This window comes from Streptococcus sp. 2579 (genome assembly GCF_013277195.1).
In the GTDB taxonomy this organism is placed as follows: Bacteria; Bacillota; Bacilli; order Lactobacillales; family Streptococcaceae; genus Streptococcus.
Map to the genome: position 1 here is coordinate 23,080 of NZ_VMMM01000022.1, position 15,575 is coordinate 38,654.

A 15,575-nucleotide genomic window follows, 5' to 3' on the forward strand; every position below is an offset into this window, starting at 1 on the left:
ATATTAAAATGAACCAAAAATAGTACATAATGTAGTATAGTCTTCTTATGGCATATTCAATAGATTTTCGTAAAAAAGTTCTCTCTTATTGTGAGCGAACAGGTAGTATAACAGAAGCATCACACGTTTTCCAAATCTCACGTAATACCATTTATGGCTGGTTAAAGCTAAAAGAGAAAACAGGAGAGCTAAACCATTAAGTAAAAGGAACAAAACCAAGAAAAGTTGATAGAGATAGACTCAAAAACTATCTTATTGACAATCCAGACGCTTATTTGACTGAAATAGCTTCTGAATTTGGCTGTCATCCAACTACTATCCACTATGCTCTCAAAGCTATGGGCTACACTCGAAAAAAAGAACCAGACCTACTATGAACAAGATCCAGAAAAAGTAACTTTATTTCTTAAGAATTTTAATAGTTTAAAGCACTTAGCACCTGTTTATATTGATGAAACAGGATTTGATACTTATTTTTATCGAGAATATGGTCGCTCATTAAAAGGTTAGTTAATAAGAGGTAAAGTATCTGGAAGAAGATATCAGAGGATTTCTTTGGTTGCGGGGTTAACAAATGGTGAGTTAATCGCTCCAATGACTTACGAAGAGACGATGACGAGCGACTTTTTTGAAGCTTGGTTTCAGAAGTTTCTCTTACCAACATTAAATACACCATCGGTTATTATTATGGATAATGTAAGATTCCATAGAATGGGTAAGCTAGAACTCTTGTGTGAAAAGTTTGGGCATAAACTTTTACCTCTTCCTCCCTACTCACCTGAGTACAATCCTATTGAGAAAACATGGGCTCATATCAAAAAGCACCTCAAAAAGGTATTACCAACTTGCAGTACTTTTTACGAGGTGCTTTTGTCTTGTTTTTACTTCAATTGACTATATAGTAGTAATAGAGGATGTTATGAATAAAGTGAAAAAATTGTTAAAATTTGTTACAAAAGGGCAAAATTTTTCTGGGGCAAGTGTGGCTATTATCTTGTATACATTGATAGTTGCTATGTTTTTTAAGGGAAACATAATACTTATATTATTTGCGTTACTTTTATGGCTGGTTTTGGCTGCTTGGATTATCGTATTTATTATATATAGCATATGCTCATTGTATAAGAAAGAACGATTTGTACTGTATCTTCAAATGTTACTCACATTTTTGATTGTCTCCCCTTTGTTGTTAATCGTTTTTTTAAGGGAGACCCCATCAATAGATTCAGTGAAAACATTTTATGCTATAGGTGTTAGCATTGGAGCTAACTATGTAATTGATAGTGCTTTTAAGCGGGCAGAAATAGGACTTACATCTCTTCAGAAAGACTCACTAACAAAAAAAGCTACTCTTACTAAAATATTGTTTAATACTGTATACATTTCAGAGTATTCATCATTTATTTTAGTAAATTTCTTTGAAGATAAAAAGAACGACATTAAACCAGAATTACTAAATACTATTTTAAAGCCCTTTTCTGAGTGGGATAGTTGGGTGAAGGTACTTATTTTAACAATAATAATATTCATTATACTTATATCAGTAACATTTGACATAGAAAGAGCAGTTAAAGAAGAAGTTTTACAAGAAACTCCTAATGAATTGACTAAAGTCAAACAGAAATTATCAGAGGAAATAGAACAAATAAATCAATTACAAGGTTCACTGAAAAAGGATGGCCTCACAGAAAGAGTAAAGGAAATTCAAGATAGTTTGGAGAATGAAAAAAGGGAAGTAGATAGACTATTTGATCTATTGAATAAGGATAATATTCTAGCAGAGTTGGAAAAAATTAAGTATCAAAAGCAAGATGAACGTAAAAAATTGGACAAAGATGTAGAGTAAGAATAAATTTCCAGTCTTGGTCTGATAAAAATCCTAAAAACCAGTGGAATTCCGTGTCAGGGTAAGTTCCACTGGTTTTACTAATGCTTGATTTCAGCGCTTTTGTAGCCAAAATGAATCGAAAAAAAGAGCGCACAAAATTCCCTCATCTTAATAATTTTATATCACATTTATTTTGACTTAATCATAACACTATGTTACAATTAATTATATAGAGGAAGTTCTTCTATTTAAAAAGTGTTACCTAGAGTATACTTAGGCATTTACGTAAAAAAATACCCGAAAATTTTTTTACTAGTCTTATTATAGGGTTTTTGGTGAAGACCTCGCCGGGGAAAACCATAAATACGTAAGAGGAGAAATTTTCTCCTCTTTTTTGAAAGGATTAAATATATTTATGCCTCAGAAACTATTAGATGCCATAAATGAATATAAAAAATTAAGATTTACAGGTTATTTTTTTGCTTTAATCTACTCCAAAAAAGGAAAAATAATTTATGATACAAATTTTTTAATACGATTTGAAAAGGAAAATTTTCGGCATCTTATTTTAGGGACTAAACATCTTCAAAATGATCACCTTATTGAAGCAAACTCAAAAAAATTATTTGATGATTTTTCTAAATTAACAAAAAGCAATTATACAAAAAATAAAAATTTCAACTTAATAGTCAACGACCCAAATTATAACTCTATTATAGATAGATTAGAAAACATAAAAAATCTTGATTTATTACTCAAAAATAAGGATATACAAGTTTTTCAAAAATCACAAAGTCCTAATGTTTTACCAACAAGTATCACATTTGATTTTCTTTTGAAATTAAATCGATATAATGATACCATAGATACTCCTTTTCTGTTTATAGAAAGAACAAGCGATAACAGTGTTATCTGTAATCCTGTTAGTACCTTTAGATCAGACAAACGATATGAACAAAATCATAAATTGAAACAAGTACTAACTTTAGATACTACAAAACAAATATATAAAAACTAAGTCATCTAGTAAAAATATGACTTAGTTTTTATATGTTTTTTAAAAGCTTCCAGTTAATTGAATTTATGACTATATAGGTCACAAATATAGAATTTCATTAGGCTTCCTGCGAAACAAAACCGGATTGCTAAAGATTTTCTTAGCAACCAAATCATTAGTCGGGCTGATTCCCGGATGACGCACAGTCATATTTCTTCTCCTTTCATTATACCACAGTTTTAAATCTAGGTTTGCTAGATTCACTGCTACTATCTATTTATTCGGAAAAAGTTTGAAAAATACTTGCTCTGGCTCTTTCCAATGGTATTTTTTGGTGCTTTCCTTTATAATGGGTGTATGGATAAGAAAAAATTATTATTGATTGATGGGTCTTCTGTTGCTTTTCGGGCGTTTTTTGCACTCTATCAGCAGTTGGACCGTTTTAAGAATGCGGCTGGTTTGCATACCAATGCCATTTATGGTTTTCAGTTGATGTTGAGTCATTTATTGGAGCGGGTTGAGCCTAGTCATATTTTAGTAGCCTTTGATGCAGGAAAGACGACTTTCCGGACAGAGATGTATGCGGACTATAAGGGTGGTCGGGCCAAGACTCCTGATGAGTTTCGTGAGCAATTTCCCTTCATTCGTGAGTTGCTGGATCATATGGGGATTTGTCATTATGAGTTGGCTCAGTATGAGGCGGATGACATCATTGGGACACTGGATAAACTAGCAGAGCAGGATGGTTTTGATATTACCATTGTCAGTGGGGACAAGGATTTGATTCAGCTGACGGATGAGCATACGGTGGTTGAGATTTCCAAGAAAGGTGTGGCTGAGTTTGAGGCCTTTACGCCAGAATATCTCATGGAAAAGATGGGCATCACACCGACTCAGTTTATCGATCTCAAGGCGCTTATGGGTGATAAGTCGGATAATATCCCTGGGGTGACCAAAATCGGTGAAAAGACAGGTATCAAGCTTTTGTTGGAGCATGGTTCGCTCGAGGGGATTTATGAGAATATCGATGGGATGAAGGCTTCTAAGATGAAGGAAAATCTCATCAATGATAAGGAACAGGCCTTTTTGTCTAAAACACTGGCGACAATTGATACCAAGGCACCGATTGAGATTGGTTTGAAGGATTTGGTCTATAGTGGTCCAGATGTGGAAAATCTTGGAAAATTCTACGATGAGATGGGCTTCAAACAGCTCAAGCAGGCTTTAAATGTGTCGTCAGCTGATGTGACTGAGAGTTTGGATTTTACTATTGTTGACCAAATCAGTCAAGATATGCTGAGTGAAGAGTCTATCTTCCACTTTGAGCTTTTTGGTGAGAATTACCATACGGATGATTTGGTTGGATTTGTCTGGTCTTGTGGGGAAAAGCTTTATGCTACAGACAAGCTTGAGCTTTTGCAAGACCCGATTTTCAAGGATTTCTTAGAAAAAACATCTCTGAGAGTGTATGACTTTAAGAAGGCTAAAGTTCTTTTGCATCGTTTTGGTGTGAATTTGCAGGCACCTGATTTTGATATCCGTTTGGCTAAATACCTCCTTTCGACTGTGGAGGACAATGAAATTGCGACTATTGCTAGTCTTTATGGTCAGACTTATTTGGTTGATGATGAGACTTTCTACGGTAAAGGTGTTAAAAAGGCCATTCCTGAACGTGAGAAATTCTTGGAACACTTGGCTCGTAAGATTGCCGTTTTGGTCGAAACAGAGCCTATTTTGCTTGAAAAACTCAGCGAAAATGGTCAGTTAGAGCTTCTTTATGATATGGAGCAACCTCTAGCTTTTGTCCTTGCCAAGATGGAAATTGCTGGGATTAAGGTTAAAAAAGAAACCTTGCTTGAAATGCAGGCTGAAAATGAGCTTGTCATTGAAAAACTCACTCGGGAGATTTATGAACTGGCTGGTGAGGAGTTTAATATCAACTCTCCTAAGCAGTTGGGAGTGCTTCTCTTTGAGAAATTGGGGCTTCCTCTCGAGTATACTAAGAAAACTAAGACAGGTTATTCGACTGCCGTGGATGTCTTGGAGCGTCTAGCTCCGATTGCACCGATTGTTAAGAAAATCCTGGATTATCGTCAGATTGCCAAGATTCAATCCACTTATGTGATTGGCTTGCAGGATTGGATTTTGTCTGATGGCAAGATTCATACGCGCTATGTGCAGGATTTGACCCAGACCGGGCGTTTGTCTAGTGTGGATCCAAACTTGCAAAACATTCCTGTGCGTTTGGAACAAGGTCGTCTCATTCGTAAGGCTTTTGTGCCAGAGTGGGAGGATAGTGTGTTGCTCAGTTCGGACTATTCGCAGATTGAATTGCGTGTTTTGGCGCATATTTCTAAGGATGAGCACTTGATTAAGGCCTTCCAAGAGGGAGCGGACATCCATACTTCGACAGCCATGCGGGTTTTTGGCATTGAGCGTCCTGAGGATGTGACTGCAAACGACCGTCGCAATGCAAAGGCTGTCAACTTTGGAGTGGTTTACGGGATTTCAGACTTTGGTTTGTCTAATAATCTGGGCATTAGCCGTAAGGAGGCCAAAGCCTACATTGATACCTACTTTGAACGCTTCTCAGGTATTAAAAACTACATGGATGAAGTGGTGCGTGAGGCGCGTGATAAGGGCTATGTGGAGACCCTCTTCAAGCGTCGTCGTGAGTTGCCAGATATCAATTCGCGCAACTTTAACATTCGTGGTTTTGCGGAGCGAACGGCCATCAACTCTCCTATCCAGGGTTCGGCAGCAGATATTCTCAAGATTGCCATGATTCAGCTAGATAAAGCCTTGGTTGCAGGTGGTTATCAGACTAAGATGCTTCTGCAAGTGCATGATGAAATCGTCCTTGAAGTTCCTAAATCGGAACTAGCAGAGATGAAAAAATTAGTAAAACAAACTATGGAAGAAGCTATTCAACTCAGTGTTCCCCTCATCGCAGATGAGAATGAAGGGGCAACCTGGTACGAGGCTAAATAAAAAGGGGGCTAGTCCTCCTTTTTTGTAGTAGAATGATGCAAGCCTTTTCAAATTGTGCTATACTGAAGAAAAAGGAGGATTTCTATGAGTCAAGAATTTATCAATCCAAGTGATGGCATGATTCGTCAGTATCTAGCAACGAGCAAAACCCTTGCTGTGGTGGGCTTGTCAGACCGTGAGGAAACAACTAGCAATCGAGTGACCAAGGAAATGCAGGCTCGGGGTTATAAAATTATCCCAGTCAATCCCAAGGCGGCAGGTGGTGAAATCTTGGGTGAAAAGGCTTATGCTAGTCTAGCAGAGATTCCTTTTCCTGTAGATATTGTCAATGTTTACCGTCGCAGTGAGTTTTTGCCAGATGTGGCGCGTGATTTTCTCAAGGCTGATGCTAAAATTTTTTGGGCACAGCTAGGACTTGAAAGTCTAGAAGCGGAAGAAATCTTGCGTGCTGGTGGATGCGATGATATCGTGATGAATCGTTGCATCAAGAGAGAACATACACGCTTGATTAAGGAAGCATAAGAAAAAGGTAGCTGGTGGGCTACCTTTTTGTGTTATACTCAATGAAAATCAAAGAGCAAAGAGGAAACTAGCCGCAGATTGCTCAAAACACTGTTTTGAGGTTGTAGATAGAACTGACGAAGTCAGTCACATATATACGGCAAGGCGACGTTGACGTGGTTTGAAGAGATTTTCGAAGAGTATTAGAAAATGCCGATAAGGGTCTGCATACCAAGACTAGTGAGGATGATGGCAATCCAGCAGATGGCTCCGAGAACAATGGATTTTCCACTGGATTTGACCATAGCTACCAGATTGGTTTTGAGCCCGATAGCACTCATGGCCATGACAATAAGGAATTTAGAGAGTTCTTTGAGAGGGGTAAAGAAACTACTGGATACACCTAGAGAGGTGAGTAGTGTAGTGAGGAGAGAGGCAAGGATAAAGTAAAGGATAAAAAGTGGGAAGACTTTTTTCAGTTGTAGGCTTTGCTTGTTTTCTTGTTGGCGACTTTGCCAGTAGGATAGAAAGAGCGTGATAGGGATAATGGCCAAAGTACGTGTGAGTTTAACAATGGTTGCAGACTCGAGGGTATTGCTTTGGTAAAGACTGTCCCAAGCGCTGGCGGCAGCCGTTACAGAGGAAGTGTCGTTGACCGCAGTCCCTGCAAAGAGGGCGAAGCCTTCATTGGATAGATGAAGCCAGGTGCCGAGGGTTGGAAAGATGAGCGCAGCCAAGACATTGAAGAAAAAGATAACGGAAATGGATTGGGCTACTTCCTTTTCCTTAGCATCAATAACGGGCGCTGTCGCAGCAATGGCAGAACCACCACAGATTGAAGAACCTACTCCAACCAAGGTAGCCAGTTTTGTATCCAGGGCAAAGAAGCGCTGGAAGAAGTAGGCAATAATCAGAGCTATTGAAATGGTGGATAGGATGACAGGGAGCGAAGATTGCCCAACTGCAAAGACTTGCGAGATATTGAGACCAAAACCAAGCAAGACAACGGCATACTGGAGCAATTTTTTAGAACTAAAGGTCAATCCCGCATCCAGTTGTTTATAAGACGAGAGAAAGGGATGTAGGAGCATTCCCATGAAAATGGCAAAAACGGGCGCGCCAATGACAGGGAAGAATCCTCCTAAGTACCAAGATACGATAGAAATGAGAAGGCAGGCCAAGATACCTGCTCCATTTTTTGATAGAAATGACATAAAAACCTCCAAATAAAATCTTTTACCATTATAGACATAAAAACAGGAAAAGTAAAGTAGAAAGTGGAGCCAACAATTATTTGACAAGTAGTGCTAATTATGTAACAATAATCTTACAAGAACTGTAACGAAGTCTTGGCAAAAACAAAAATACCAGAGCTCCACCTCTGGTATTTCTTTTTGTCCAGTTACATTAAAACTAAACTCAGGTTATATTTTTTTGTCGCGCTTATCTAACCACTTTCTGACTATCCACTCAGAAATGACATTACCGGTAATAGTAATCAGTAATGGTGCTAGAATAGTTGTAACGAAGATTATCAAAACCTCAATACTCTTCGAAAATCTCTTCAAACCACGCCAACGTCGCCTTGCCGTATANNTGATTTTCATTGAGTATTAGTTATGCTTTCACCTCGATTCCTAGTCTCATGAGATTTTCATTGAGTATTCTCAAAACATAGTGTTGTAATCAATTTAAATTAACCTACTTCAATTTGTCATGCTAGCGTTATTCTATCATGTATTTTTGCGGTCGGGGGGCTTTTGTAGTATAATAGAGATACGTTTTGAAAGTAGGAGGTATCTATGGACTTAACTAAGCGCTTTAATAAACAGTTAGATAAGATTCAAGTTTCGTTGATTCGTCAGTTTGACCAGGCTATTTCGGAGATTCCTGGGGTCTTGCGTTTGACTTTGGGGGAACCTGATTTTACAACGCCAGATCATGTCAAGGAGGCGGCCAAGCGAGCGATTGACCAGAACCAATCCTACTATACAGGGATGAGTGGCCTGCTGACTCTACGTCAGGCGGCCAGTGACTTTGTTAAGGAAAAGTACCAACTGGACTATGCTCCTGAAAATGAAATCTTGGTTACAATTGGGGCGACAGAGGCTTTATCTGCTACTTTGACAGCTATTTTGGAAGAGGGAGACAAGGTACTTTTGCCAGCTCCTGCCTATCCAGGTTATGAACCGATTGTCAATCTAGTTGGGGCAGAGATTGTCGAGATTGACACAACTGAAAATGGTTTTGTCTTGACTCCTGAGATGTTGGAGAAGGCCATTTTGGAGCAAGGTGACAAGCTCAAGGCGGTTATTCTCAACTATCCAGCTAATCCGACAGGAATTACTTATAGTCGGGAGCAGTTGGAGGCTTTGGCAACTGTTTTGCGTAAGTACGAAATTTTCGTTGTCTGTGATGAGGTTTACTCAGAATTGACCTATACGGGCGAAGCTCATGTGTCTCTAGGGACTATGTTGAGAGACCAGGCTATCATTATCAATGGTTTGTCTAAATCACATGCCATGACAGGTTGGCGTTTGGGTCTGATTTTCGCTCCTGCGGCCTTCACAGCCCAATTAATCAAGAGTCACCAGTACTTGGTCACTGCCGCAAATACCATGGCTCAACATGCTGCGGTGGAAGCCTTGACAGCTGGTAAAAACGATGCGGAGCCTATGAAGAAGGAATACATCCAGCGTCGGGATTATATTATCGAGAAAATGACTGCTCTTGGTTTTGAGATTATCAAACCAGACGGTGCCTTCTATATCTTTGCTAAGATTCCAGCGGGCTACAATCAAGATTCCTTTGCTTTTCTGAAGGATTTTGCTCAGAAGAAGGCCGTTGCTTTTATCCCTGGAGCTGCCTTTGGGCGTTACGGAGAAGGCTATGTGCGTCTGTCTTATGCAGCCAGCATGGAGACTATCAAAGAAGCTATGAAACGACTTGAGGAGTACATGAGAGAAGCATGATTCAGTCTATCACGAGTCAAGGCTTGGTGCTCTACAATCGCAATTTTCGGGAGGATGATAAGCTCGTCAAGATTTTTACTGAGCAGGCTGGCAAGCGCATGTTTTTTGTCAAACACGCTGGTCAGTCTAAGCTGGCTCCAGTTATTCAGCCCTTGGTGCTGGCTCGATTTCTCTTGCGAATCAATGATGATGGGCTCAGTTACATTGAGGACTATCATGAGGTGATGACTTTTCCCAAGATTAATAGCGACCTCTTTGTCATGGCTTATGCGACCTATGTGGCGGCTCTTGCAGATGCTAGTTTGCAGGACAATCAGCAGGATGCTCCCTTGTTTGCTTTTTTACAAAAGACTTTGGAGTTGATGGAAGCAGGTTTGGATTATCAGGTTTTGACCAATATTTTTGAAATCCAAATCTTGACTCGATTTGGGATCAGCCTCAATTTTAATGAGTGTGTCTTTTGCCATCGGGTCGGTCAGGCTTTTGACTTTTCTTTCAAATATGGAGCCTGCCTCTGTTCAGAGCATTATCATGAGGATGAGAGACGTTGCCATCTCAATCCCAATATCCCTTATCTGCTCAATCAATTTCAAGCCATTGATTTTGAAACCTTGGAGACCATTTCGCTCAAGCCTGAAATCAAGCAAGAGCTACGCCAATTTATGGATCAACTCTACGAAGAGTACGTTGGGATTCACCTAAAATCAAAGAAATTTATTGATTCCCTAGCAGACTGGGGACAATTACTAAAAGAGGAAAAGAAATGAAAAAAATCGCAGTAGATGCCATGGGGGGAGATTACGCACCTCAGGCCATCGTTGAGGGTGTCAATCAAGCCCTAGCTGACTTTTCAGATATCGAGGTTCAACTCTACGGAGATGAAGCTAAAATCAAGCAATATCTGACAGCGACAGAGCGCGTCAGCATTATCCATACGGATGAAAAGATTGATTCAGACGATGAACCTACGAGAGCTATTCGGAAGAAGAAAAATGCCAGTATGGTATTGGCAGCCAAGGCTGTCAAAGAGGGTGAAGCAGATGCTGTCCTATCGGCTGGGAATACAGGTGCTTTACTAGCAGCAGGATTCTTCATCGTGGGTCGTATCAAGAACATTGATCGCCCTGGTCTTATGTCGACCTTGCCGACTGTAGATGGGAAGGGATTTGACATGCTTGACCTTGGTGCTAATGCGGAAAATACAGCCCAGCACCTCCATCAATATGCGGTTCTAGGTTCCTTCTATGCTAAAAATGTCCGTGGCATTGCGCAACCACGCGTTGGCTTGCTCAACAACGGAACAGAGAGTAGTAAGGGAGACCCGCTTCGTAAGGAAACTTATGAATTACTGGCGGCTGATGAAAGTTTGAACTTTATCGGAAACGTGGAAGCGCGTGATTTGATGAATGGCGTTGCAGATGTTGTCGTGGCAGATGGTTTCACGGGAAACGCTGTGCTCAAGTCTATTGAAGGGACAGCCATGGGAATCATGGGCTTGCTCAAGACCGCTATTACAGGTGGTGGTCTCCGAGCGAAACTAGGCGCCCTCCTTCTCAAGGACAGCCTCAGAGGTTTAAAAAAACAGCTCAACTACTCAGATGTTGGTGGAGCAGTCTTGTTTGGTGTCAAGGCACCTGTTGTCAAGACTCATGGCTCAAGCGATGCCAAGGCTGTTTATAGTACAATCCGCCAGATTCGTACCATGCTAGAAACAGACGTAGTTGCCCAGACTGCGCGTGAATTTTCAGGAGAATAAAAGAGATGACAGAAAAAGAAATTTTTGACCGCATTGTGACTATTATCCAAGAGCGACAGGGAGAGGACTTTGTTGTGACAGAATCCTTGAGTCTGAAAGACGATTTGGATGCTGACTCCGTTGACTTGATGGAGTTTATCTTGACACTGGAAGATGAATTTAATATCGAAATCAGTGACGAGGAAATTGACCAACTCCAAAGTGTAGGAGATGTGGTTAAGATTATTCAAGCAAAATAGCAATAGGAGTTCCAAGGCATTTGCTTTGGAATTTTTTATTTGCTTTAAATGACCGTTTAGGAACAGATTTAGTCTTTCTAGGGACAGGAGAAATCTGAGGACAAATAGGGGATATAATGGAGTTAGAAAAAATTAATCTCCAAAAAGGAGAAAAAAGAAAGGATTTTTATAGAGTTATAGCAATATGGTATAGCTCAAAATACAATTCGTAGATATTGGTAATATTGTCTAATTTTTCACAATATTATTGACTTTGACTATGAAAAGTATTAGAATATAGCTAAATAAAGAGGGGAAGCCCTCTTATAGCTATTCAATAAAGGAGGAAATGGCTATGAAAAAATCTAAATTACTTACTCTTGGTTTGCTTGTAGGTGCTGGTCTACTTTTGTCTATCAACCAAGCACAGGCTGCAGATACTTGGGTTAAAAATGGTGCTGACTGGAATCTTTCACAAGATGGCAGTCTAGCTAAGGATAAATGGGTACAAAATGCTGGCTCATGGTATCACTTCGACAGCACTGGTAAAATGCAGACAGGCTGGCTCAAAGACGGCAATACTTGGTATTCTCTAGCAGATAGTGGTGCTATGCGTACTGGCTGGTACAAGGAAGGCAATACCTGGTATTCACTAGCAGATAGTGGCGCCATGCGTACAGGTTGGTACAAAGAAGGGTCTACATGGTATTACCTCAAAGATAGTGGCGCTATGGCAACAGGATGGGCAACTGCAAATGGTCAATGGTCTTACTTTGAAAAATCAGGTGCTATGGTCGCAGATAGAGCTGTCCCAGCCAGTGATGGGGAAAGTTATGTTATTGGTAAGGATGGTTATATGTTGACCAAACTCCCTAGTCAGGTTGAACAATCTCAAGCGGATGATACAATTATCACAAATATTGTTACTTTGTCTGATGGGTATGATTATCATCTTATTTATAGAAAAAATGGGGTCGTTGTTGAAAAGAATGCCTGGTATATAAAACCTGAGTTTAAGAAGTTTTCTAATAAATATGGGGATGTGGTTTCAAATACAACCTTAGCTCTAGTGGATAATAAAGAAGAAGGACAAGAAATTGATCCTAAAGCTGTTATTCATAATTTCCAAAATCTACCAGGTCGATATTACTTTGGAGCAGATGGTCGTAGAGTATTACCACTTCCAGAGATGACAACTAGATCAGAAATCAAAAAAGTTGGTAATGATCTTTATCTAGAAGACCCAGGTGCACGACTTCGTCTTGGGGCTACCCACTTTACAATCAATAACAATAAACTATACTATTTAGAAAATGAGCAAGGTAAGCTCAAAACAGGTTACTTTGTATTGATTGATGATGGAGCAACCACTACTCACCATCACATTCTAGCCTATGCGGATCAATCTGGTGAAATTCTTAAGATGAAACGCTTGCCATCAGGAGTTTCAGATTATCTGGATAAAGAAATCGATGGTTTATACGGTGAAAAAATTAAGATTGAATCTCCACACTCAAACGAATATTATAAAGTGGTTGTGGTTAAATAAAAATAATATCTTCACAACTAATTGTTAACACTCTAACCAATATACCATTTTCAGGAGGCTTTAGATTTCTTGTATTTTAAAAGGAAACTAAAGCCTTTTGTAGATGGAGCAGGGGATAGAGTTATCTATAAAATAATGAAAAGGAGTCTGTCATGGAAATGAAAAATACATTTGTAGAATTAGAACAATTTGAAGAGTTAACCCCAGAGGTATTGGAGGAAGTGAATGGTGGAGGGATTTTTGAAGATACTGTAAAATGGTGCAATAAATTATTTGGTACGGGTAGACACGTTGCTTAAATTCACAGTATTAGTTAGAGATTAGATTTATTTATGCTTATTTTAGAATTCTTATTTTCTGTGATATATCTACTGTTGGTAGTCGTTTCAACCATAGTTCCTACTATTTATTTGGGCGCTCAAATTTCCCCAGAATTTTATAAAAAACGTTATTGGATACTTATATTTTTAATTAGTTTATCTGCTCGTCAAACATTTGGAGAATTATTTCATATAGGAGTTCTTATCTACTTTTACTGTATTTTTTTATTAGTATTGCATAAGCGAAAAGTAGAAGCACTTTTTCTTTCCTTATATCTTTTTCTTTTCTTTCAAAGCATTCGTTATTTATTTTTGACAATTTGGATTCGTGTATTATCCGGTGAGCATTGTTGTTTCGTAGATTCGTTTTCTACTTTATATATATCTATATTTGATTTATTATCAATCTTTCTATGTTGTAAAATTATGAAGCGTTGGTCTTTGGATTTGGATTTATTCTTTTCAGATACTTTTAAAACCCACTATCGTAAGAGCTTTTTCATTATCCTACCTCTGACTGGATTTAGGATATTCTCTTCGTTCATGACCAATAGAAATAGTTCTTTTTACGTTCGCTTTGACACGACCATTTCTCTCCTGATTTTCATTCTCTTTTTCTCCTGGCTCTTTTATATCAGACACTTAGAGCAGGTTTATCGTGATGAGCAGACCATTCAGAGACAGGAAGAAGAAAATCGTTCCTTGCAAGGGATGGTGGATAAGTTGGGTCATCTCTATGATGAGGTTCGAGGTTTCCGTCATGATTTTGCAGGGATTGTCGCCAGCATGGAGCCTGCCATAGCCAATCAAGACATGGCTGAGGTGTCTACCATTTATCAAGATGTCTTTTTAAAGACAAATGAAAAGCTGAGGAAGGCAGATTACACGGCCTTTAATCTTCATAATATCCATGATATAGCCATTCGTAATACTTTGGCAAAAGCTATGATTGTGGCAGATAATCAGGGAATTCATTTTAGTTTGGAGACGGTGGGGGTTGTCGAAGAGCTGGCATTGCCGATGTTGGAGGCTATCCGTATCCTCTCTATCCTCACGACAAATGCCTTGGAGGCAGCCAGTGAGGCGGAAAATCCGCAGATTTGGGTTGCTTTGTTGGCAGGTGATAGGAGTGTCCGTTTTATCATTGAAAACACTCGTAAGAAAGAAGAACTGAATCCCATCATTCTCAGTCAAAAGGGTTATTCGACCAAGGGAAACCACAGTGGACTGGGCTTAGCAACCTTGGAGGATATGGTTTTTCATTATGATTTAAACTTAGATACCCAGCTAGGAGAGACGACTTTTAGACAAGATTTAGAATTGCCGTTTAAGGATGAGAAACGAGGGGGAGAGGAATGAGAATTTTAGTTTTGGAAGACGATAGAGTCCAGCAAGGACGGATAGAGCAGACTTTACTAGATATTGGTCGCTCTCGCAATTTAAGATTGGAAATTGATATTGCCAAAAACTATGGAGATGTTGAAAAGTATTCTCAGTATTTTGACCATTACCAACTCTATTTATTGGATTTAGAGATTGATGGAGAGCGTGAACGGGGCTTTCAGGTTGCTCAACAGGTTCGGGAGCGGGATCCTTTTACAAGCATTGTCTTTGTGTCCACGCACTCGGAGGCCTTGCCTCTAGCTTTTCGTTACCACTTGTCTGCCTTGGATTTTATTTCCAAGGATCAGCCTGAGGGAAATTACCGTCATCAGCTGGAGCGCTGTCTGGACTATGTACTGGCAGTGGATAAGAGGGAAAATATGCGTCTCTTTACCTATAGTTTTGAGGGGAGACGGGGCTTTACTCTACCCTACCATGAGATTTTAGCCTTTGAAACCTCAGTGGAATCTCATCGTATCAAGGTCTATTATGCCAATCATTCTATCAAGACCATTTATGGCAGTCTCAAGGATATCGCTGCCAAGGCTGAAAAAGATTACTTTGTCTATGCCAATCGCAATACGTTAGTCAGTTTACAGGCCATTGAAGATATGACTGCCACAGAAGTGACCTTGTTAGAAGGCTTGCATTTCCCCGTATCACGAACAGCCAGAAGAACCCTTAAAAAACATCTCAATGTCTAATATCTGTTAGACTTGAATCAATTTATCAATAAGAATATCGGAAAATTTTCTGATATTCTTATTTTTTTGACTTTTTTTCGAATAGATAAGTAAGAGGAAAAGGAAAGGAGTTTGCTTCATGTATCTACCAATTTTCTATTCATGGTATATTAAATTATTTTTTAAATAAAATTTAATTTAGTTGTACATTTTCGACTTCTTTTTCGAATAGATAAGTAAGAGGAAAAAGAAAGGAGTTTGCTTCATGTATCTACCAATTTTCTATTCATGGTTTACTAAATTATTTTTCAAATAAAATTTGATTTAGTTGTACATTTTCGAAATTTTTTTCGAATAGATAAGTAAGAGGGAAAAGA

Annotated in this window: 13 protein-coding genes and 1 pseudogene; 13 read left to right on the forward strand and 1 reads right to left on the reverse strand. The window is 39.0% G+C overall.

Annotation, left to right across the window (positions count from 1 at the left end):
• Window positions 1–47 precede the first annotated feature (47 nt).
• The 5 genes and pseudogenes from HT725_RS08975 (at window position 48) to HT725_RS08995 (ending at window position 6,338) form a co-directional block, all read left to right on the forward strand.
• Window positions 48–894: pseudogene (locus HT725_RS08975) on the forward strand (IS630 family transposase).
• 25 nt (window positions 895–919) lie between these two features.
• The gene (locus tag HT725_RS08980; RefSeq protein WP_173234146.1) at window positions 920–1,846 is read left to right on the forward strand and encodes a hypothetical protein; all 927 of its coding nucleotides are present in this window, start codon (window positions 920–922) and stop codon (window positions 1,844–1,846) included.
• Window positions 1,847–2,243: 397 nt separating this feature from the next.
• Window positions 2,244–2,846 carry a hypothetical protein gene (locus tag HT725_RS08985; protein WP_173234148.1) on the forward strand — a complete coding sequence of 201 codons (603 nt, stop codon included), beginning with the start codon at window positions 2,244–2,246 and terminating at the stop codon, window positions 2,844–2,846.
• Between the two features lie 336 nt (window positions 2,847–3,182).
• A complete protein-coding gene (gene polA / locus HT725_RS08990; RefSeq protein WP_173253452.1) occupies window positions 3,183–5,816 on the forward strand; it encodes a DNA polymerase I in 2,634 nt (877 codons plus the stop codon).
• An 84-nt stretch (window positions 5,817–5,900) separates the two neighbouring features.
• Window positions 5,901–6,338, forward strand: a complete 438-nt coding sequence (locus tag HT725_RS08995) for a CoA-binding protein (protein ID WP_173253453.1) — start codon at window positions 5,901–5,903, stop codon at window positions 6,336–6,338.
• 182 nt (window positions 6,339–6,520) lie between these two features.
• Here the strand turns inward: HT725_RS08995 and HT725_RS09000 are convergent, their stop codons facing one another.
• On the reverse strand, window positions 6,521–7,531 hold the full coding sequence (locus HT725_RS09000) for a YeiH family protein (RefSeq protein WP_173253454.1): 1,011 nt from the start codon (window positions 7,529–7,531) through the stop codon (window positions 6,521–6,523).
• Window positions 7,532–8,119: 588 nt separating this feature from the next.
• Between HT725_RS09000 and HT725_RS09005 the strand changes: the two genes are divergently transcribed.
• The 8 genes from HT725_RS09005 to HT725_RS09040 all read left to right on the forward strand — a co-directional run bounded on the left by HT725_RS09005 (window position 8,120) and on the right by HT725_RS09040 (window position 15,219).
• A complete protein-coding gene (locus tag HT725_RS09005; protein WP_173253455.1) occupies window positions 8,120–9,289 on the forward strand; it encodes a pyridoxal phosphate-dependent aminotransferase in 1,170 nt (389 codons plus the stop codon).
• Complete coding sequence (recO, locus tag HT725_RS09010; RefSeq protein WP_173253456.1) at window positions 9,286–10,056, forward strand: DNA repair protein RecO; 771 nt, start codon at window positions 9,286–9,288, stop codon at window positions 10,054–10,056. The genes HT725_RS09005 and recO overlap by 4 nt, the downstream gene beginning before the upstream one ends.
• Window positions 10,053–11,045: a phosphate acyltransferase PlsX gene (gene plsX / locus HT725_RS09015; RefSeq protein WP_023932889.1), complete on the forward strand. Its 993-nt coding sequence runs from the start codon at window positions 10,053–10,055 to the stop codon at window positions 11,043–11,045. Before recO ends, plsX begins: the two co-directional genes overlap by 4 nt.
• 5 nt (window positions 11,046–11,050) lie before the next feature.
• A complete protein-coding gene (locus HT725_RS09020; protein ID WP_000136445.1) occupies window positions 11,051–11,284 on the forward strand; it encodes an acyl carrier protein in 234 nt (77 codons plus the stop codon).
• Window positions 11,285–11,618: 334 nt separating this feature from the next.
• Window positions 11,619–12,812: an N-acetylmuramoyl-L-alanine amidase family protein gene (locus HT725_RS09025; protein WP_164226453.1), complete on the forward strand. Its 1,194-nt coding sequence runs from the start codon at window positions 11,619–11,621 to the stop codon at window positions 12,810–12,812.
• A gap of 152 nt (window positions 12,813–12,964) precedes the next feature.
• On the forward strand, window positions 12,965–13,111 hold the full coding sequence (locus HT725_RS09030) for a smi_0057.1 family bacteriocin-like peptide (protein ID WP_000425304.1): 147 nt from the start codon (window positions 12,965–12,967) through the stop codon (window positions 13,109–13,111).
• Window positions 13,112–13,675: 564 nt separating this feature from the next.
• Window positions 13,676–14,491, forward strand: a complete 816-nt coding sequence (locus HT725_RS10315) for a GHKL domain-containing protein (RefSeq protein WP_240149620.1) — start codon at window positions 13,676–13,678, stop codon at window positions 14,489–14,491.
• Window positions 14,488–15,219, forward strand: a complete 732-nt coding sequence (locus HT725_RS09040) for a response regulator transcription factor (protein ID WP_173253458.1) — start codon at window positions 14,488–14,490, stop codon at window positions 15,217–15,219. The genes HT725_RS10315 and HT725_RS09040 overlap by 4 nt, the downstream gene beginning before the upstream one ends.
• Window positions 15,220–15,575: the final 356 nt, after the last annotated feature.